Here is a 20453-nt window from a genome sequence, read left to right as displayed (position 1 = left end):
TAGCCCTAAAGCTATTTCGGAGAGAACCAGCTATCTCCAGGTTCGATTGGCATTTCACCCCTACCCACACCTCATCCCCGCACTTTTCAACGTGCGTGGGTTCGGGCCTCCATTCAGTGTTACCTGAACTTCACCCTGGACATGGGTAGATCACCTGGTTTCGGGTCTACGACCACGTACTCAATTCGCCCTATTCAGACTCGCTTTCGCTGCGGCTCCGCATCTTCTGCTTAACCTTGCACGGGATCGTAACTCGCCGGTTCATTCTACAAAAGGCACGCCATCACCCGTTAACGGGCTCTGACTACTTGTAGGCACACGGTTTCAGGATCTCTTTCACTCCCCTTCCGGGGTGCTTTTCACCTTTCCCTCACGGTACTGGTTCACTATCGGTCACTAGGGAGTATTTAGCCTTGGGAGATGGTCCTCCCGGATTCCGACGGAATTTCACGTGTTCCGCCGTACTCAGGATCCACTCAGGAGAGAACGAAGTTTTGACTACAGGGCTGTTACCTCCTATGGCGGGCCTTTCCAGACCTCTTCATCTACCTCGTTCCTTTGTAACTCCGTACAGAGTGTCCTACAACCCCAAGAGGCAAGCCTCTTGGTTTGGGCTGGTCCCGTTTCGCTCGCCGCTACTCAGGGAATCGCATTTGCTTTCTCTTCCTCCGGGTACTTAGATGTTTCAGTTCCCCGGGTCTGCCTTCTCATATCCTATGTATTCAGATATGGATACCACTCCATTACGAGTGGTGGGTTTCCCCATTCGGAAATCTCCGGATCAAAGCTTGCTTACAGCTCCCCGAAGCATATCGGTGTTCGTCCCGTCCTTCATCGGCTCCTAGTGCCAAGGCATCCACCGTGCGCCCTTTCTAACTTAACCGTTAAAAAGAATCACTACGTGATATCTTGCATTACTAATTGAATGTGAATTACTTCTGTTATCTAGTTTTCAAAGAACAACGCATAGGACATGCTAACACATGCGTTGCCACAGGAAGTGGCGCATTTAGCAGGTGTTCCTATGTTTTGAAGGAATGATCCTTCAAAACTAAACAAGACAGGGAACGTTCTGTTTATAAGACCCAAGGTCTTATATTCCGTTAAAATCCTTAGAAAGGAGGTGATCCAGCCGCACCTTCCGATACGGCTACCTTGTTACGACTTCACCCCAATCATCTGTCCCACCTTCGGCGGCTGGCTCCATAAAGGTTACCTCACCGACTTCGGGTGTTACAAACTCTCGTGGTGTGACGGGCGGTGTGTACAAGGCCCGGGAACGTATTCACCGCGGCATGCTGATCCGCGATTACTAGCGATTCCAGCTTCACGCAGTCGAGTTGCAGACTGCGATCCGAACTGAGAACAGATTTGTGGGATTGGCTTAACCTCGCGGTTTCGCTGCCCTTTGTTCTGTCCATTGTAGCACGTGTGTAGCCCAGGTCATAAGGGGCATGATGATTTGACGTCATCCCCACCTTCCTCCGGTTTGTCACCGGCAGTCACCTTAGAGTGCCCAACTGAATGCTGGCAACTAAGATCAAGGGTTGCGCTCGTTGCGGGACTTAACCCAACATCTCACGACACGAGCTGACGACAACCATGCACCACCTGTCACTCTGCCCCCGAAGGGGACGTCCTATCTCTAGGATTGTCAGAGGATGTCAAGACCTGGTAAGGTTCTTCGCGTTGCTTCGAATTAAACCACATGCTCCACCGCTTGTGCGGGCCCCCGTCAATTCCTTTGAGTTTCAGTCTTGCGACCGTACTCCCCAGGCGGAGTGCTTAATGCGTTAGCTGCAGCACTAAGGGGCGGAAACCCCCTAACACTTAGCACTCATCGTTTACGGCGTGGACTACCAGGGTATCTAATCCTGTTCGCTCCCCACGCTTTCGCTCCTCAGCGTCAGTTACAGACCAGAGAGTCGCCTTCGCCACTGGTGTTCCTCCACATCTCTACGCATTTCACCGCTACACGTGGAATTCCACTCTCCTCTTCTGCACTCAAGTTCCCCAGTTTCCAATGACCCTCCCCGGTTGAGCCGGGGGCTTTCACATCAGACTTAAGAAACCGCCTGCGAGCCCTTTACGCCCAATAATTCCGGACAACGCTTGCCACCTACGTATTACCGCGGCTGCTGGCACGTAGTTAGCCGTGGCTTTCTGGTTAGGTACCGTCAAGGTGCCGCCCTATTTGAACGGCACTTGTTCTTCCCTAACAACAGAGCTTTACGATCCGAAAACCTTCATCACTCACGCGGCGTTGCTCCGTCAGACTTTCGTCCATTGCGGAAGATTCCCTACTGCTGCCTCCCGTAGGAGTCTGGGCCGTGTCTCAGTCCCAGTGTGGCCGATCACCCTCTCAGGTCGGCTACGCATCGTCGCCTTGGTGAGCCGTTACCTCACCAACTAGCTAATGCGCCGCGGGTCCATCTGTAAGTGGTAGCCGAAGCCACCTTTTATGTCTGAACCATGCGATTCAGACAACCATCCGGTATTAGCCCCGGTTTCCCGGAGTTATCCCAGTCTTACAGGCAGGTTACCCACGTGTTACTCACCCGTCCGCCGCTAACATCAGGGAGCAAGCTCCCATCTGTCCGCTCGACTTGCATGTATTAGGCACGCCGCCAGCGTTCGTCCTGAGCCAGGATCAAACTCTCCGATAAAGTAGTTTGACTGACTACGCACATCGCTGTGCGATTTATTTAAAACTTTGAATTAACAGGTGCGTTTTGTCTTGTTTAGTTTTCAAAGATCATTTCAACCTCATCTCGAGGCGACTTTTTCAGTATAACATTTCAGCGAGTTGCTGTCAAATGTTTTTTTGTTTTTATTTCTCCGCCGCTGTGAGCTTTTTGTTGAAGCGCATCAGCGACGTTTAATAATATACCATGCCTATGATTCAGCGTCAACACTTTTTTTGAAAGAATATCCTCGATGATATACTTCCTGCCCTTTGGTCTCTATTTGAGATACTTCAACAAAGCCTTTTTCCGTCAGGTAATCAAGCATGACACCAAGATCTTGGGTGAAGTGCACCAGTTCAGGGTGCTGAAGCAATTCTCCAAACTGCCACATTTCTTTTTCTTTCATCACTTGAAAAAGGTGCGCAGAACCGATTTCAGCTTTTGAATGGATGAGAAAATCATTTGCTAAGAATAATAATTCGAGTCTTTTCTCCAAACTTTCGTGACTCTCGACAAGTTCGGAGTATAGCTTATATACCTGCGGCTCAATGTGACGGACCTGGTTCCAGACTGTCGTTTCGGGATAAAACCCCCGGTCAATCACTTCTATGCGGGCCAAGTGGTGAAGAGCATGCACTACCGCATAATATGCATCCAGAAAATGATCAGCTTCAAAAAACGCTTTTCCTTCTACAAATCTTCTGATCAGCTTGCCGTATTCCATTCCGATCTTTAATTTCCGCTCGGCGAATGGAAAAGTGCTGAGCCGGTCATTGAGTTCAGATATATATTCATTGCGGTCAAACAGCACTTTGCCGTTGATGATCCAATCTATGACTCTTCTATTGGTCCCAAGCAGAATCCATTCCTGAAGCAGAGCATCCGTTACAATATGTAAAGAAGCGGTTTTTTGTTCGAATTCATAATGCTTTATAAAAAGAGGTTCATCAGCCTGTTTGACAATGACAAGCATGACCGCATCAAAGTTATCCGTGATGGATGATGCTTTACTCCTTCTCTCAATCATAAGGACGGCCAGCGTATCGGGATGACTTGCTCTTTCTTGGTAAATTGGACGGAGAAGATTGTCCATTACGATTCCTCCAATGCGATTGTTTCACTAGCTATTGTTTCTACATTTCTATGATAAAACATGAAAGTCCTTTTTTCTAAACACATTGCACTATTATAACAAATTTCCTTTCAGCTGCCATATTTATTCTTCCCTTTTCTTACGAAAACATGAAGAATATGCCATCTGTTTTGTGCTATAGTTAAACGGGAGGGGGATGGACATGGCGAAATACTCAAGCAAAATTAATAAGATCAGAACGTTTGCGTTAAGTTTGGTTTTCGTTGGGTTTATCATTATGTACATCGGGCTGTTCTTCAAGCAGTCTGTTTTGCTTGCCAGCTTGTTTATGATTCTCGGCCTGCTGTCGATCGGGCTCAGCACCGCCGTTTATTTTTGGATCGGCATGCTGTCCACAAAAGCGGTCCGGGTGATGTGCCCCGCTTGCGAGAAAGAAACGAAGATACTGGGCAGAGTGGATATGTGCATGCATTGCAGAGAGCCGCTTACATTGGATAAAGGATTGGAAGGCAAAGCGTTCGACGAGTCTTATAACAGAAAAAACAGTGTAAAATAAACGAAGCTGACCGTATCAAAGCGGTCAGCTTCGTTTAGTGGTTTTCTTTTTTGGAACATTCTTGGCAGACGCCGTAAATCTCCAAACGGTGGTGGCTTACCTTAAACCCCGTGACGTGAGCCGCAAGCTGTTCCACTTCGTCAAGCCCGGGATAGTGGAAGTCTACGATTTTTCCGCAGCTTTCACAAATGGCGTGATAATGGTCAGAGGTGACAAAGTCAAATCTGCTGGACGCATCTCCGTACGTCAGTTCCTTTACAAGCCCCGCTTCCCGGAATACACGCAAATTGTTATACACTGTCGCAACACTCATATTAGGGAATTTCCCTTCCAAGGCTTTATATATATCGTCCGCTGTCGGATGTGCCATAGAATCCACGAGATATTCCAGAATGGCATGACGTTGAGGAGTAATCCGGACTCCCGTATCCTTCAACGTGTCTAAGGCTTCTTTTAATTCATGTGCAGCCATCCGTCATGCACCTCTCTTCTAAAAAAGATTCTTACTTTATAATGTTTATAATTAGTGTACATCTTTTTCCGGTCTCCTGTCAAATGTAATCTGAAGAAAACCCCGTGAGTTCAGCATTTGTCCATTAATTAGACGCAATTTGTTCCAATTCGCGAAGCGCCTCGGCAACGTGATCTTTCACTTTTACCTTTCTCCACTCCTTCACAAGATGGCCTTCTTTATCTAACAAAAAAGTGGATCGCTCGATACCCATATATTCTTTCCCAAAATTCTTCTTCAGCTTCCACACGTCAAAAGCTTCCGCCAGTTTGTGTTCATCGTCAACGAGGAGCTGGAAAGGAAGATCATGTTTTTGCTTAAATTTTTCGTGTTTATCACGGCTGTCAGGGCTTACTCCGATAATAACCGCATCAAGTCCCGCGAAACTTTCGTGCTGATCACGGAAATCACATGCTTCCGTCGTGCATCCGGGTGTCATGTCTTTCGGATAAAAATAGAGAACGACGTACTTCCCTTTAAAATCCGTCAATGCTACTTCTTCCCCGCTGTCATTCACTAATTTCATATCCGGTGCTGTTTGTCCGATTTCGATCGTCATTTCTTATACCTCCGGGTTTTTTATTAAGCGTATCCAATTCACGTTAAGATTACAACCGTTATCCTCCCGCTCTTTTCTGGAAGCATGAACCGTTGTGCTCGCAATGAAGCATGCTACAATAGAACATGATGTAAGGAGATATTAGGAGGGTCATTTTTTGTATACAAAATCAGTTGAACTTCATAAGGAAGCGTTAGAGCATATCGTCGGAGGCGTGAACAGCCCGTCCAGATCCTATAAAGCGGTAGGCGGCGGTTCACCCGTTGCGATGGAAAAAGCGAACGGCGCTTATTTCTGGGATGTAGACGGGAATCAGTATATCGATTATTTAGCGGCTTACGGCCCGATTATTACCGGACATGCCCATCCGCATATAACTGAAGCGATTAAAACAGCGGCTGAAAACGGCGTGCTGTACGGGACGCCGACCAAACATGAGGTCACTTTCGCCAAAATGCTGAAGGAGGCCATTCCTTCACTTGATAAAGTACGATTCGTAAACTCAGGCACTGAAGCGGTAATGACAACGATCCGGGTTGCACGCGCTTATACAGGCCGGACAAAAATCATTAAATTCGCCGGCTGCTATCACGGCCATTCTGATCTCGTACTTGTCGCTGCGGGTTCCGGCCCGTCTACGCTCGGCACTCCTGATTCCGCCGGCGTGCCGAAAAGCATCGCCAATGAGGTGATTACCGTTCCTTTCAATGACATTGAAAGCTACAAAGCCGCGCTGGATAAATGGGGTTCAGAAATTGCCGCGGTTCTCGTCGAGCCGATCGTCGGCAACTTCGGCATCGTTGAACCTGAAGAAGGATTTTTAGAACAGGTAAATGAATTGACCCATAAAGCGGGCGCGCTCGTCATTTATGATGAAGTGATCACGGCGTTCCGTTTTATGTACGGAGGCGCGCAGGATCTTCTTCAAGTGAAGCCTGATTTAACGGCGCTCGGTAAAATTATCGGGGGCGGCTTGCCGATCGGCGCTTACGGAGGCAAAAAAGAGATCATGGAGCAGGTTGCTCCGCTCGGCCCGGCATATCAAGCCGGCACAATGGCCGGAAACCCGGCATCTATCCTATCAGGCATCGCCTGCCTGGAAGTGCTGAAGGAAGAAGGCGTTTATGAACGGCTTGATGAGCTCGGCGCCAGACTTGAGCACGGCATTCTCGCCCATGCGGAGACACATGGCATTACCATCACCGTCAACCGTTTAAAAGGCGCGCTCACGGTTTATTTCACTGGTGAAAAGGTCGTCAATTACGAGCAGGCGGAAAATACGGACGGAGAAGCATTCGCCAAGTTCTTCAAGCTGATGCTTGAGCGCGGCATCAATCTCGCTCCATCGAAGTATGAAGCTTGGTTTATCACAACCGCACATACTGAAGAGGATATCGACGCCACTTTACAAGCCGTTGAAGATGCGTTCAGACATATGAAAAAATAACTGCTGAAACAAGCGGGAGCCCGGGGCTTCCGCTTTTTCTTTTTGTCCGATTTGTGAGATAATGGTTTTTTCAAAAAAAGACCTTGAATAATTGGTATGATCCCTGTATATTACTTTATTGTTTAGCAAATCAGCCGACAGGGAAATGTAAGTGTCAGCCGTTCGTTCGGCACATAATTTATTAGAGAAAGGAATGCACGCACAAACCAATGAAACTTGGTGCCCGCATTTTTAAAACAGGGATTGCGATTACGCTCGCGCTCTACTTAGCATCATGGATCGGACTTCCGTCGCCGATCTTTGCCGGGATTGCAGCTATATTTGCCATACAGCCCTCTATTTACAGGTCTTTTCTTATCATTATTGATCAGGTTCAGGCAAATATCATCGGCGCTGTCATCGCTACGGCATTCGGACTGATTTTCGGACCGAGTCCGATTATGATCGGATTGACCGCAGTGATTGTCATCACGATCATGTTAAAACTGAAAATTGAACACACCATTTCGATTGCGCTCGTGACGGTTATCGCAATTTTAGAAACACCGGGAAACAGCTTCCTGACGTTCGCTCTGATACGAACAAGCACCGTTATTTTAGGCGTGCTGTCTTCTTTTATTGTGAACCTTGTGTTTCTTCCGCCGAAATACGAAACGAAGCTGACTCATCATACGGTTGAATATACCGATGAGATCATGAAATGGATCAGGCTGACGATGCGTCAGTCCACGGAACACTCGATATTGAAAGAGGATATTGAGAAGCTGAAGGAAAAGATGATGAAGCTTGATCATACGTACCTTCTTTATAAAGAGGAGAGAAGCTACTTTAAGAAAACGACGTATGTAAAGTCGCGCAAGCTTGTATTGTTCAGACAGGCGATTATTACGGCGAATCGGGCGCTTGATACGCTGAAAAAGCTGCACCGCTATGAAAACGAGATTTATCATATGCCGGAGGAATTTCAGGAGACGCTGACAGAAGAAATTGATTATCTGCTTCATTGGCACGAAAGGATTCTGATGCGGACGGTCGGCAAGATCAAACCGCATGATGACGATGCTGAAGAAAGCATAAGATATAAACAGCTTTTGACGAAGTCTTTCTTGAAAAATCAGCAGAACTGCGAGGATGAACTGCTTGATTACAATATGCTCAGCATTATGGCTGCGGTTGCGGAATACCGTGAGCAGCTGGAGCATCTCGATACATTAATTACGAGTTTTCAGACATACCACCCGAAAGACAGCGAATTAGAAACAGACGATGATGAGTAACCCGGTGCTCTAGATAACCGGGTTTTTTTGCATTTTAAAAAACGTATGCCGCCCATTCGGACGGCATACGTTTTTGTATCAGTTCAAATTCTGAATCGTAAATAAGTGTCTGTACTGGCCGCCTTGGGCCATTAATTCCTCGTGCGTGCCGGTTTCGACGACGGCGCCGTTTTCCATGACGACAATTTTATCCGCGTGCGTAATCGTGGACAGCCTGTGGGCGACGATAAAAGTCGTCCGGTTTTTCGCAAGCTTTTCCATCGCTTCCTGAATGTAGTGTTCACTTTCAAGATCAAGAGCCGATGTCGCTTCATCCAAGATTAACAGCGGCGGATTTTTTAAGAATACACGCGCGATGGAAATCCGCTGTTTCTGCCCGCCTGACAATTTGACGCCCCGTTCGCCGACTTTGGTTTCATAACCTTCGGGGAAATTCATAATAAATTCATGGGCATTTGCCGCTTTCGCAGCCGCAACCACCTCATCCAGAGACGCTCCCGGTTTACCGATGGCGATATTTTCACGAATCGTCTCACTGAACAGAAACGTATCCTGAAGCACCATTCCGACTTGATTGCGGAGGCTTCTCGCTTCATAATCGCGAATATCTGTGCCGTCAATCAGCAGGCTGCCGCCGGATACATCATAAAAACGCGGTATGAGGCTGACAAGCGTCGATTTACCGCCGCCGCTCATCCCGACGAGCGCGACGGTTTCCCCTTTTGTCACCTTTAAGGAAACGTCCTGCAAAATCGTTTCTTTTCCTTCCTCATAACGGAACGAGACATTTCGGAATTCAACTTCGCCCTTAATGCCGTCAGCTTTTACTGCATTCGGTTTATCAGTCAGTTCATACGGCTCGTCGATAAATTCAAATATGCGGTCCATTGAAGCGATCGACTGGGTCAGCGTCGTCGATGAGTTGATCAATCTTCTGACCGGATTGTACATTCTGTCAATATAGCCGACGAACGCAACCATCGTCCCTACCGTCAGCGGACCGTTTATGACAAAATAACCCGCAAACGCGATAACGAGCAGCGGCGCCAAATCCGTAATGGTATTCACGACTGCAAACGTTTTTGCGTTCCAATTCGTATGACGGATCGCTCTGTCCAGAAAATGTCCGTTTTTTTCATCAAAATTGGCTTGTTCATAATCTTCAATGGCAAAACTTCTGATGACGGGCATCCCCTGAACTCGTTCGTGCAAATGTCCCTGAACTTGGGCGAGTGCCTGAGAACGCTCACGTGTCAGTTTTCGGAGACGGCCGTAAAAGTATTTCACTGAAATTCCGTATAACGGAAACAAAATGACAGATATCAATGTCAGCTTGACATCGAGTGTAAACATAATGCAGATGACGATCAGCACCGTCATCATATCAAGCCAGATATTCATCAGTCCGGTTATGACAAAGTCTTTTGTCTGTTCGACATCATTTATCACCCGGGAAATGACTTCGCCCGTTCTCGTGTTGGCATAAAACCTCAGGCTCAATTTTTGAATATGATCAAACAATACTCCCCTGATATCATAGAGCACCCGGCTGCCCGTCCATTGCGCGAAATATTGCCGATAGTACTCTACCGGGGGACGCAGAATTAAAAACAGCACAAACATGATGCCCATTATCGTGAATAGCGATGATGTTTTAGCGCTTGCCGTTCCGCTCCCTTGAATAATGTCATCGACCACGTATTTTAACAGCAGCGGGAGAGCCAGCGGGATGGAGAATTTTATGATGCCGATTAACACTGTGATAAAAATTTGTTTTTTATAAGGTTTTACAAATTGCATATAGCGTCTGATTACGCCCACACTTTATCCCCCTCTCTCTTTAAGGCGTGTGAGCCCATGTGAAAAACCTGTTGACACCCCAACAGGTTTTTTTATTGTATTCTTTATTTTGTATAGCGCAGATACCGTTCATACCACATATCAACAAATTCCGGAGCAAACGGTCCTTTCCGCTGATGAATCCAGTGCAGCAGCGTATTCAGATACTCCTTCAGAATGCTGTCGATCTCTTTAGGGTAATTCATTGATTTGCGGTGGTCATCGTATTCATCCTCGTCAAGAATGTTATATGTCATATCCGGAAACACCTTGACATCCAAATCGTAATCAATATATTTGATGGCCTCTCCGTCATAAGCGAACGGCGAGCTGATGTTGCAATAATAGTGTACCCCGTCATCTCTCAGCATTCCGATGACGTTAAACCACTGACGGGCATGAAAGTAGCAGATCGCCGGTTCTCTCGTCACCCACGTCCGTCCGTCGGATTCCGTCACCATTGTCCGGTCGTTGGCTCCGATGATACACAATTCCGTACTTTTTAAAATCGTCGTTTCATTCCAAATTCGATGAAGCAGCCCGTTATGCTTATAGCTGTGAATTTGAATGGTTTCTCCTTCCTTGGGATATCCCATATTTCTCCCCTACTTTCTGTAAAGCCCTGCAGTCAATGCAGCCGCAATTGCTTTCCGACAAGTCTTTTCACTATTATAACGTTACGAATTAAAAAATGAAAATAAAAGAACCACTCCGCTTCCGGAATGGCACATTCATTTCTGCACATAGGAAGACGGCTTTTCCGTGCTGCGATAAGACTGGATGACTTGCTCTGTCTGCCTTTGGAATAACTCCTGTATGCCGGCCAGGTCTTTTCGCTTTGTCGCAATTTCGTCCTGTACATTGTCCAGCTTTGCATCTCTTTCCAGACTGATGAGTTCCGCTTCCACCTGCCGGCAGCGGTCAAGTTCTGACTGCAGCTCGAGAAGCTGATCCATGATTTTCATCTGTTCACTTACAAGCTTTTCAAACTCTGACATCGGGTTCCTCCTTAGGCTTTTAGGTTGATACTCCTTACCATTTCGATTTTACGCCGGAAAACCCTTTGACTCATTCTGTAGAGGAATCACAAGTTTTGTCGTTTTAATAACAGAAAAAAGCACTTCCATCCGAAGATGAAGTGCTTTTTCGTTTCAGTGATTAGCTGTTTTGCTGTTTGTTTTGTTCAGCAGATTGGTTTTGCTTTCTTACCTGCTGCACATCAGTTTCACTGCCGAATTCAGTGCCGTATTGACCCTGACCGGAAGCTGATTGCTGGTTTTGTCTTTTCACCTGCTGAACGTCTGTTTTGCTGTATTTTGAGTTTGCCATTGTTATCACCTCCACGCACTTTAGAATGCGCAGGAGATGATAAGGCTATTCATCTTTTTTTAAAACTTATACGAGCAGAGAGCGTCCGCCGTCAATAATGATGGTCTGGCCGCGGATCATGTCCGCTTTTGAAGAAACTAAAAACTCCACCGTATCGATCATATCTTTAATTTCGACCATTCTGCCGGCCGGCGTATTTTGGCGGGCATCTTCCAGCAGTTCATCTCTGTTAGGGAAATGCTTCAGCGCGTCCGTATCAATCGCTCCGCCTGACACCGCGTTTACGATGATATTTTTCGGAGACAGCTCAACCGCGAGATAACGGGTTAACGATTCTAAAGCGGCTTTTGAGACACCGACCGTCGTATAGTTTTCAAGATAGCGGATGCTGCCGAGCGAGCTGATGCTGACGATGTGGCCGCCTCCGTTTTTCTCCATCATCTTTGCTGCTTCCTGGGCGCAGAAAAGCAATGCTTTCGCATTGATATTCATCGTCCAGTCCCAGTGTGTTTCTTCCAGTTCCATGACCGGTCTCAGCACGCCTGAAGCCGCATTATTGACGAACACGTCCAGTCTGCCGAATGTTTCGTCAATCTGGCGGAACATGTCTTTGATTTTTGCCGGCTGGCCGACATTGGCTTTAATGACGAGCGTTTTAACGCCGAGTTTTTCAATTTCTTCGGCGGTTTCTAATGCCGCTTTTTTACTGCGGGCGTAATTGATGACGATGTTGTATCCTTTTTCCGCGAGTCTGATGGCGGCTGCTTTCCCGACGCCGCGGCTGCTTCCCGTGATCAGTGCGCATTTATTTTGTTCCATTTTTCCTCAGCTCCTTGCTGTGTATAGTTCTTTTCATTCAACAAACAATAAAAGCAATATGTGTTGAAAGGGGTCTTTTATATGTATGTCGGACGTGATATGGGCGAATTGGCCATGATGCCCAAAAAAGATTGGAGAGATTCAGAGCTCGCCTATTTCCATCATGCCTTCCAGCAAATTATGCCGTATTTAAACGAAGAAGGCCAGTCCAAATACCGGGAACTGATTCAGGAAATCGAAGCCCGCGGCGGACTGAAACGGAATGAAGCGGATTATGGCCACGGCACTCGCGTCAGCTATGACTGACGCTTTTTACAGGCGGCCGCTTTCTTCCGCCATTTTCCATATCTTTTGATGGGAAACGGGAAATGCGTATTCCTCGAGCTCCTCTTTTGTGACCCGTATAAATTCCGTTGTATCCGACACTTGTTTTACTTTACCGAAAAAGACCGAAATATTCCAGACGAGATGGGTGAAAACATGTTCTACGATGCCTTCCAGCTCCCCGATTTCAGCGGTTGTTCCCATCTCTTTTTCTAAATAGGCTTCAAGCTGCTCTCTTTCGGTTTTGATTCCTTTCTGGGTTTCGGTATTCGGAAACTCCCACAAGTTGGCGAGCAAGCCTTTTGGCGGCCGTTTATGAATATAGACATCGCCTTGATCGTCTGTCAGCACAACGGCTGCCATTGTTTTTATTCCGGGCTTTTTCTTTTTGCTTTTAACAGGCAGCTCCCGCTCTGTCCCTTCCCCAAATGCCGAGCAGTGCTTTTGTACGGGGCAAAGCAGGCAGGACGGCGATTTCGGGGTGCAGATGATCGCGCCGAGCTCCATTAAACCCTGATTGAATTCAGATGGTTTTTCATGAGAAATGAAAGCTGATACCGCCTGTTCGAAAATGGTTCTGGTTTTAGGTTTTGCGATATCGTCCCATATGGAAAGAATTCTCGACATGACACGCATCACATTGCCGTCTACGGCGGGAATCGGTTTGTTGTATGCGATGCTGAGCACGGCGCCTTTTGTATAAGGGCCGACGCCTTTCAGTCCGCCAAATTCCTTTTCCTCGGCAGGGACGACTCCCCCGTACCGCTCATGCACTTCTTTTACGGCACTTTGCAGATTTCTTACACGGGAGTAATAACCCAGCCCTTCCCAGGCTTTGAGCACTTTTTCCTCATCGGCTTCAGCGAGCGCCGAAACGGTCGGAAATTGCTCAACAAACCGCCGGAAATAAGGGATAACGGTTTCTACGCGCGTCTGCTGCAGCATCACCTCTGACACCCACACCCGATACGGGTCCTGATTTTCTCTCCACGGCAGAATTCTCTGTTCTCTTTCGAACCATGTAATTAAGTCCTCGCGAAATTTGTCTATATCTTTTTGTTTCATTTTTTCTTCAAGTGCGTTCATATCTTCTCCTCAGATGTTTCGGGTTCCGCTTTTCTTGACACCGTATTTTGGTGTAAACTTAGGGCACGTTACGATAATATGTTACATTAAATAGTGATAAAGAAAAAGCGGAAACATATGAGAACGGCGGATAAACGCCATGATTGGGCAAACAGAAAATGGGGAATATCTTATAATGCGAAATATGCGGGCGACTGATTGTTAACGCCTGCTAGGAGGTCAACAATGGATACTGGCACTCACGTTGTCATGGGTATCGCGCTTGGCGGAATCGCAACTCTTGATCCTGCCGTCGGCATGCACACCCCCATGTCTCAGGCAGTTATGATCGCCGCTCTTGCCGGCTCTCAGGCACCTGATATTGATACCATATTAAAGCTGAAAAATAATGCCGTTTATATTCGAAATCATAGAGGGTTCACGCACTCCATTCCCGCCGTTTTATTTTGGTCCGTTCTGATTCCGGGTATTTTGTTTATGTTTTATCCGGAAGCGAACTTTTTGCACCTGTGGCTGTGGACGCTTCTCGCTGTCGTTTTGCATGTGTTTGTTGACATTTTTAACGCATACGGCACGCAGGCCATCCGCCCGTTTTCGCGAAAATGGATCGCTCTCGGTTTAATCAATACCTTTGATCCGTTTATTTTCGTCAGCCATTTGGCCGCGATTGCCGTGTGGTATATCGGAGGTCATCCGGGCGTGACATTTCTGATGCTTTATATCATCCTCGCAGGATATTACGCCGTCCGGTTTTTGATGCAGCTGCGGATAAAGCGAAGGCTGCGCGAAATGATTGAAGAGGAGATTGAAACCATTATTATTTCGCCGACGATGAAATTCAGGCAGTGGCGTATCGCCGTGACGACGGCGCATGCCTTTTATGTCGGCAGAAGCCTTGACGGCCATGTCGTGATATTGGATACATTCAACCGCGTGCCCGTTCCGGAAACCGATGTGATGAAGGCCGCGAAACAGGACGAAAATATTGCAGCCTTTCTTTCATTTTCCCCCGTTTACAGGTGGGAGGTCGATACCTTTAAAGATCATTATGAGGTGCGTTTTATTGATTTGCGCTACCGGAGCAAAGGCCACTATCCTTTTGTCGCCATCGTCCACCTCAGTCATGATTTAGAGTTTCTCTCTTCTTACACGGGCTGGATTTTCAGCGAGGAAAAATTGCAGAAAAAATTAAAGCTCGGCTCTGTTTAAGAGCCGGGCTTCTTTTGTCTTCTCACATATATAGCCGCAAACACGAGGCTGATCACCGATAGAGCGGCCGCGGGTTTAAAAAACGGCGGGAAATACGTTAATTGAATATCGTTTTTTCCTTTTTGCGCTTTAAATCCGATAAAGGAATAATCCGCTTTTTCAATCTGCTCTTTTCTGCCGTTTATCTTCAGCTCCCAGCCTTTTTCATAAGGAATCGGAAGCATGATATACGGCGCGCGGGTTTTGTTATCATACGAGATATGAAGCGTATTTCCGCGCCAGCTGAGATCGGCCCGCGGTTCTTTTTCCGCTTTTCGGTATGCGCTTTTCAGCGTATCGTACCGTTCTTCATAAAGCGCCAGTCTGTCAAGCTGATACGATCCTTTCGGCAGACGGATTTGGATGTTTTTTGTTTTCGGCACTCTGACAGTAAGATCGTTGACACCTGTTTTGTAAATGGATTGATTCGATTTTCTCGTTGTCGTGTAATCGTTCACTTTTAATGTAAAGCCCTGGTCCTTCGCTTTATTCTTCAAATAAAAGCTGACGTAATAATCGCCGCCGTCCATCTTAGCGGCTTGCGGCGTAATGATCAGGCCGCCGCCGTCTTCGTTTACCGTCAGGATGCCGTTATGATAATCGCCATGTTCGGCCGCTACCTCTGCATGGCGGATCATATTTTTCGCCTCAGGCGCTTTTTTCGTGTTGGTTGTGCTTGATTCCGTGACGATCCCGTCAAGCATTGCCCGTTCCCTGGCAAGGGCGGGCGCTTTTTTCAGGCCGCCCTCGTTATATACGCGATCGGCTGTCCGGACGAACGGAAGCATATATTGATTTTGATAAACCGCATAATGGGTTGATTCCATGATTTTTTTGAACCCGTACGGCACGCCGGCCTCGTTTGTTTTTTCCGTCATATAATATTTTCCGTAAAGCAGGCTGTATAAATTAGCCCTGTTTCCTAATGTCGCATAGCGGCTGACGCTTTCTCTGCCCATGTCAATCTGGAGGTCGTTCCAGTAAAAGGACAGCAGATTGCGGTTCAGTATGCTTGAGTATACGCTGAATCCGTTGAATCCGTATATGATCGGGGTGTTATTGAAAACACCGTTCATCCAATCTAAACGGGCAAACGGATCAGGGTCTTTTTCTTTCAGACGCTGAATGAGCTCTGATTGCTCTTTGCCTTTATAGTCAGCACCCGTCATAAAGGTATGCGATACCGTATAAATCTTCCCGCCTTCTGATAAAGCATATTTTTCATATGTATTAGCCGTAAGCACAGCCGTAAGCAAAATGACGGCATAGACGGCGGGCACCGCGCCTTTCAGTCTTGTCTTTGCTGCAAAGAAAGCGGCTATGCTCAGCACCAGAAGAAGGATAACGGGCAGGTTGGCGTAATCAGAAATATCCAGACTGTACCGCCTCACCTGGCTCCAATAGAGCAGAACGACGAGTACGGCGGACATCAACATACTCTTCATGCTGATGTCTGAAAGCTTAGAAAGCCCGGCTGAAACCGTTCCGGCAATCGTGAAGCACAGGACGTATTCAAACCTGTTCTGCGGAGCTGAAAAACCGTTAAAGGCACTTGCCGCAAACGGACTGAAGTGAAACAGAATATACAGCAGACTGATTCCCGCAAACAGCCGGAACAAGCGGTTTTTGTATAAAGTAAATGTAAATAAAAAAAGCAAAAAAGCCGCCGGCAGGATGATAATCCGGCTAGAAAATAAAATGTTGTCGGAAAAATCAAGCCATGCAATATGCTCTGAATACGGCGGCCGCAGATTATGAAGGTATCCGTACACGACAGGAATAAAGGAAACTGCGCTTATGCCGAACCCGAGAAGGCCCGACAGAATAAATATCCTGCATTGAGTGAGCCTTTTCGCCTCATTGCCTTCAAGGGGGATCATCCACCTGAATAAGATATAAACGCCGATGAAAATCAGATTAATATACGCAAAATAAAAGTTGTTGATCAATGTCAGCGCACAGGCGAAGATAAACCACGCCGGCTTTTTTTCCCTGATGATTTTTTCCGCGCCGAGCACGAGCAGCGGCAGCCACACCATACTGTCAGTGAAAAAGTCCCAATATACCTCATGCCGGAAGTAGATAATCGAGACCCCGTACAACACGGCGCCGGTAAAAGCAGGCACCGTCCGTTTGACGAAATAACGGAACACACACGCCGCCGTGAATATGATCAAACTCTGCTTGGCGATGCTGATAAAAACGGAAGCCTGCGCCCAAAACAGCGCATCAGCCTCGCCCGTCAGCTGAATAAGCTGCAAAAAGCGGACAGCGGCGGAGATAAACAGGAATAGAAAAGAAGTAGAGAAATAATAGCCGAGCTGACTGTACACGCCCCCGCCCAGTCCGAACGAATAGCTGTAAAACAGCCTGCCGTTCATATATTGATCAAACAGCAGCTTTTTGAAGACCGCCATTTGGGCGATCCCGTCTCCAGACCCCGTCATATAGCGGCCTTGCGACCACTCTTTTAAGAAAAAAATATGAGCGGCTGCCGCAGCCAGCACACAGGCTGCCGGCAAGATCCATTTATTTTTTTTCATACAACGTCCCCAGACCCTGCGCACAGCGGCGGCTGTTTAATGGTTCCACTTGCGCTTTTTTGTATAATTCGTTTCATTTTGTTCTCCGTACGTTATATTCGCTTCTTTAATTAAATAGTGCGGGCGTTTTTTTGTTTCATAGTAAATCCGGCCGATGTATTCTCCGATGATGCCGAGACTCAAAAGCTGGATGCCCCCTAAAAACAGCACGGCGGAAATAATGGTGAAGTATCCGGGTACGGACACGCCGTGTGTCAGAATATGAACAAAGGTCGTTACAATATAAACCATCGACAAAAGCAATATCAGAATACCGGTGAAAAAGCATACCCTAAGGGGCTTGTTGTTGAAGGAGACGACACCGTCCATTCCGTAGTTGAACAGATTGCTGAATGACCATTTGGACGTGCCGTTCTTCCTTTCGACGTTTTCATAAAATACGATTTTCTGGTCAAACCCGATCCAGCAGAACAGCCCTTTCGAGAAACGGTTTCCTTCACTCAGCTTCAAAAGGGCATCAACGGCCTGCCGGCTCAGCAGGCGGAAATCTCCGACCCCGTCACGCAGGTCCACTTCGACGGCTTTGTTGATAAATTTATAATACAGGGAAGAAAGCACGGAACGCACGGGGCTGTCCCCTTTTCGGTTGCGCTGCGCGATGACTTGGTCATACCCTTCTTCATAACCTTGAATGAAGTCTTTCAGCAGATGGGTCGGATGCTGCAGATCGGCGTCCATCACGATTACCGCTTCGCCCTGCACGTGTTCAAATCCTGCCAAAATGGCCGCTTCTTTCCCGAAGTTGCGGGAAAAAGATATGTATTTGACGCGATGGTTTCTGGCGGCCAGTTCTTTAATCTGCTGAAGGGTGTCATCCGCGCTTCCGTCATTGATGTAGAAAATTTCATAGTCATAATGAATCGTCTGAAACTCTTTTTTTAAAGATTCATGGATGAGCTTGACATTGTTCCCTTCATTGTAAGACGGAATAATAATTGAGATTAACCTTTGTTTCATGAAGGCACCTTCTTTGTATTATTCTTTTTTTAGGACGGCCTTAAAGGATTTGTCCGCAAAACTTCAGTAAGGCTTTTCCTTTTTTTAATGACGTTTAAACCATTTTTTTGTTACAGGGAAAGAAAATTTTTTCTGCATATGGTTTATATTTTGTCATGTTTTTCGGCAGATATGAGAAAAAAAAGAAAAAGTCTGTACGCGGGACAGACTTTATTGCTGAAGGTATTCATGAATCAAATGGCTGACGATGCGCGGTTTTTCGTGAATGACCCAATGTGAGGCATCATCTATGAAGATTAAGTCGCCGTTTGGAATCATCCGTTTTGTTTCCTTGGCGAGCTTTTTGCTCAGCGCTCGGTCATTGACGCCCCATATTAATCGGTACGGAACGGGCATTTTAAGCGGAACGGCAGGGCCTAAACCGCCGGCTCTGATCGCCCGGTACCAGTTCAGCATCGCCGTGAGCGCTCCTTTTCTGCCCCAAGCTTCTTTGTAGCTGTCGACATCTTCCCGTGAAAAAAGCGCCGGTCGTTCGGATAAGCCGATCGCGTGATCCAATACGCGGTAATTGTCTTCAGACAATCTCCGTTCCGGCTTTTCCGGCAGCTGAAAGAACGCGATATAAGAGCTTTTCTTCCACTGCGGCGGGTAGAACGGTGTGACCTTCCGCATAACCGCCGGGTGCGGGATATTGACCGTGATTAATTTTTCAACGTATTGCGGCCGCGTGGATGCCAAATGCCAGGCCACGGCTCCTCCCCAATCGTGGCCGATGACGACGGCTTTGTCATCTGTAAAATGCGTGATCAGCCCGATAATGTCGTCTCTGAGCGTATCAATGGTATAGTTTTCAATGCCCTCCGGTTTGTCACTGAGATTATAGCCGCGCTGATCAGGCACGACAACATGGTATCCGGCATCCGCCAGCGGTTTGATCTGGCTCTTCCAGCCGTACCAGAATTCCGGAAACCCGTGCAGCAGCACCGCCAAAGGACCGTCTTTCGGACCGGCTGAAGCCGTGTGCAGCGTCACTCCGTTTGTTTCGATCATGTGAAACGTAATGTCATTCATCGATTCTCCTCCCCGTTTGTTTCAATCTTCTTTCTGTTAAGACGATGATCAGTACGCTGATCGCAATCAATAATACGGCCTGAACGATCAGGGCGAACGGCTGAGTCAGCCGGATAAGCAGGCTGCCCGCAAATCCAGCTGCCGCCGATATAAGGCCGAACAAAATCATGAGAAGCGCACTGAATCGATTGCCTTCTTTCCACTGCGACTCATCCGCCATAGAGCGCTTCGTCCGATATCCGTACAGGCTGTTGATCGACTTCGGCGGAAAAAATGTGACTAAAATGCCGGCCGCAGCCATCAGAAGGCCGCCGATTACCATTATCATATCTGTCACTCTCCTTTTCATCTTTTACGAAAGGAAAGGCGAAAAGTTTCAGAAAAAAAGCAGGCTCATTCGCCTGCCCGAATCTTTATTTTTGAGTTAAGTCGGCCGTTTTCACATAACCTGCTTTCCCGCCGTATGTGACGTACGCCCATTTACGGTCAAATCCTCCGTCATGGCTGAACCCCCAGCCGAGCACATTGACGGTTTCACCCGCTTTAACGGACCCTTTTTTGCCGGTTTCCAAAGTCGGCGTATAAAAAGCGGTTTGTTTCGCCGTCACCGCCTTCACCGGCTGCTTCATCAGAAAATGTGTGGAGATATAGGCTTTGTGACCTTTGTAGTCAATCTCAGCCCAATCTGCTCCTTGAAGCCGTTTAACCTTTACGGAATCCTCTGAACGAAGCGTGCCGATAATCGACCCTTGTTTATTTGGTTCTTTGCGGACGTTAAGTTCTCCTGCTTTCACGATATATGTATCTGCTGCGGTGTCTATTTTTGTCTGGTGAACTGCTGCGGCATTCGCTGCCGGATCGAAAAAAACGGTGCCTGCGGCTAAAAATAAGCAAAGTCCTGCGGCCGGAATAAATGCGGTTAACCCCTTTTTCATGTTCATTGTGGTTCCTCCCCGCTATTTTATAAGTTATTACACATTTCCACATTCCGCCGGTCGCCAAACATGATTTTCCTATTTCTTTTATAAAAAAAACCGCCGGACGATA

Annotated in this window: 19 protein-coding genes and 2 rRNA genes (1 of these 21 only partly in view); 5 read left to right on the top strand and 16 right to left on the bottom strand. The window is 47.2% G+C overall.

What is annotated here, in order from left to right; translation table 11 throughout:
* The 3 genes from NYE68_RS05105 to NYE68_RS05095 form a co-directional block, all read right to left on the bottom strand.
* Positions 1–883 (bottom strand): 23S ribosomal RNA (locus NYE68_RS05105) (it extends 2047 nt beyond the left edge of the window).
* 233 nt (positions 884–1116) lie between these two features.
* Positions 1117–2666, bottom strand: a 16S ribosomal RNA gene (locus tag NYE68_RS05100).
* The 16S and 23S rRNA genes sit together here, the layout of an rRNA operon.
* A 229-nt stretch (positions 2667–2895) precedes the next feature.
* Positions 2896–3780 (bottom strand): nucleotidyltransferase-like protein, encoded by an 885-nt coding sequence (locus tag NYE68_RS05095; RefSeq protein WP_007408569.1) that lies wholly within the window; start codon positions 3778–3780, stop codon positions 2896–2898.
* Positions 3781–3982: 202 nt separating this feature from the next.
* Between NYE68_RS05095 and NYE68_RS05090 the strand changes: the two genes are divergently transcribed.
* Positions 3983–4336 (top strand): YgzB family protein, encoded by a 354-nt coding sequence (locus NYE68_RS05090; protein ID WP_007408568.1) that lies wholly within the window; start codon positions 3983–3985, stop codon positions 4334–4336.
* A gap of 34 nt (positions 4337–4370) precedes the next feature.
* On the opposite strand, the gene perR is transcribed toward NYE68_RS05090, so the two are convergent.
* Together perR and bcp are read right to left on the bottom strand one after the other, a co-directional pair.
* Positions 4371–4808: a peroxide-responsive transcriptional repressor PerR gene (perR, locus tag NYE68_RS05085; protein WP_003155465.1), complete on the bottom strand. Its 438-nt coding sequence runs from the start codon at positions 4806–4808 to the stop codon at positions 4371–4373.
* Between the two features lie 124 nt (positions 4809–4932).
* Positions 4933–5406: a thioredoxin-dependent thiol peroxidase gene (gene bcp / locus NYE68_RS05080; RefSeq protein ID WP_324636035.1), complete on the bottom strand. Its 474-nt coding sequence runs from the start codon at positions 5404–5406 to the stop codon at positions 4933–4935.
* Positions 5407–5563: 157 nt separating this feature from the next.
* On the opposite strand from bcp, the gene NYE68_RS05075 reads away from it, so the two are divergent.
* Positions 5564–6853 carry a glutamate-1-semialdehyde 2,1-aminomutase gene (locus NYE68_RS05075; protein ID WP_324636036.1) on the top strand — a complete coding sequence of 430 codons (1290 nt, stop codon included), beginning with the start codon at positions 5564–5566 and terminating at the stop codon, positions 6851–6853.
* Positions 6854–7062: 209 nt separating this feature from the next.
* Positions 7063–8130: an aromatic acid exporter family protein gene (locus NYE68_RS05070; RefSeq protein ID WP_007408566.1), complete on the top strand. Its 1068-nt coding sequence runs from the start codon at positions 7063–7065 to the stop codon at positions 8128–8130.
* A gap of 78 nt (positions 8131–8208) precedes the next feature.
* Here NYE68_RS05070 and NYE68_RS05065 read toward each other — a convergent pair whose 3' ends face one another.
* The 5 genes from NYE68_RS05065 to fabL all read right to left on the bottom strand — a co-directional run bounded on the left by NYE68_RS05065 (position 8209) and on the right by fabL (position 12117).
* Positions 8209–9951 carry an ABC transporter ATP-binding protein gene (locus NYE68_RS05065; protein WP_014417243.1) on the bottom strand — a complete coding sequence of 581 codons (1743 nt, stop codon included), beginning with the start codon at positions 9949–9951 and terminating at the stop codon, positions 8209–8211.
* 83 nt (positions 9952–10034) lie between these two features.
* Positions 10035–10565, bottom strand: coding sequence for a DUF402 domain-containing protein (locus NYE68_RS05060; protein ID WP_003155475.1), 531 nt, complete (start codon positions 10563–10565; stop codon positions 10035–10037).
* A 135-nt stretch (positions 10566–10700) separates the two neighbouring features.
* The gene (locus NYE68_RS05055) at positions 10701–10967 is read right to left on the bottom strand and encodes a YgaB family protein (protein ID WP_003155476.1); all 267 of its coding nucleotides are present in this window, start codon (positions 10965–10967) and stop codon (positions 10701–10703) included.
* 160 nt (positions 10968–11127) lie between these two features.
* Positions 11128–11298 (bottom strand): gamma-type small acid-soluble spore protein, encoded by a 171-nt coding sequence (locus NYE68_RS05050; protein WP_033575007.1) that lies wholly within the window; start codon positions 11296–11298, stop codon positions 11128–11130.
* Between the two features lie 66 nt (positions 11299–11364).
* On the bottom strand, positions 11365–12117 hold the full coding sequence (fabL, locus tag NYE68_RS05045) for an enoyl-[acyl-carrier-protein] reductase FabL (RefSeq protein ID WP_003155478.1): 753 nt from the start codon (positions 12115–12117) through the stop codon (positions 11365–11367).
* Positions 12118–12198: 81 nt separating this feature from the next.
* On the opposite strand from fabL, the gene NYE68_RS05040 reads away from it, so the two are divergent.
* Entirely contained in the window at positions 12199–12423 is a 225-nt protein-coding gene (locus tag NYE68_RS05040; protein WP_007408563.1) for a hypothetical protein, read from the top strand.
* Positions 12424–12429: 6 nt separating this feature from the next.
* Here the strand turns inward: NYE68_RS05040 and mutY are convergent, their stop codons facing one another.
* Positions 12430–13527 (bottom strand): A/G-specific adenine glycosylase, encoded by a 1098-nt coding sequence (gene mutY, locus NYE68_RS05035; RefSeq protein WP_033575006.1) that lies wholly within the window; start codon positions 13525–13527, stop codon positions 12430–12432.
* Positions 13528–13752: 225 nt separating this feature from the next.
* Between mutY and NYE68_RS05030 the strand changes: the two genes are divergently transcribed.
* Positions 13753–14736, top strand: coding sequence for a metal-dependent hydrolase (locus tag NYE68_RS05030; RefSeq protein ID WP_031378907.1), 984 nt, complete (start codon positions 13753–13755; stop codon positions 14734–14736).
* On the opposite strand, the gene NYE68_RS05025 is transcribed toward NYE68_RS05030, so the two are convergent.
* The 5 genes from NYE68_RS05025 to NYE68_RS05005 form a co-directional block, all read right to left on the bottom strand.
* The gene (locus NYE68_RS05025; RefSeq protein WP_324636038.1) at positions 14733–17318 is read right to left on the bottom strand and encodes a YfhO family protein; all 2586 of its coding nucleotides are present in this window, start codon (positions 17316–17318) and stop codon (positions 14733–14735) included. The two genes, NYE68_RS05030 and NYE68_RS05025, sit on opposite strands and share 4 nt — an antisense overlap.
* Before the next feature lie 36 nt (positions 17319–17354).
* A complete protein-coding gene (locus NYE68_RS05020) occupies positions 17355–18335 on the bottom strand; it encodes a glycosyltransferase family 2 protein (protein WP_003155484.1) in 981 nt (326 codons plus the stop codon).
* Positions 18336–18545: 210 nt separating this feature from the next.
* Complete coding sequence (locus NYE68_RS05015) at positions 18546–19406, bottom strand: alpha/beta fold hydrolase (RefSeq protein ID WP_020955529.1); 861 nt, start codon at positions 19404–19406, stop codon at positions 18546–18548.
* Positions 19399–19734, bottom strand: a complete 336-nt coding sequence (locus tag NYE68_RS05010) for an SdpI family protein (RefSeq protein ID WP_007408558.1) — start codon at positions 19732–19734, stop codon at positions 19399–19401. The genes NYE68_RS05015 and NYE68_RS05010 overlap by 8 nt, the downstream gene beginning before the upstream one ends.
* Positions 19735–19819: 85 nt before the next feature.
* On the bottom strand, positions 19820–20347 hold the full coding sequence (locus tag NYE68_RS05005; RefSeq protein ID WP_015417063.1) for an SH3 domain-containing protein: 528 nt from the start codon (positions 20345–20347) through the stop codon (positions 19820–19822).
* Between the last annotated feature and the right edge of the window lie 106 nt (positions 20348–20453).

The organism is Bacillus sp. FSL R5-0447 (assembly GCF_038606125.1).
In the GTDB taxonomy this organism is placed as follows: domain Bacteria; phylum Bacillota; class Bacilli; order Bacillales; family Bacillaceae; genus Bacillus; species Bacillus velezensis.
This window is presented reverse-complemented; position numbering and strand designations above follow the sequence as displayed.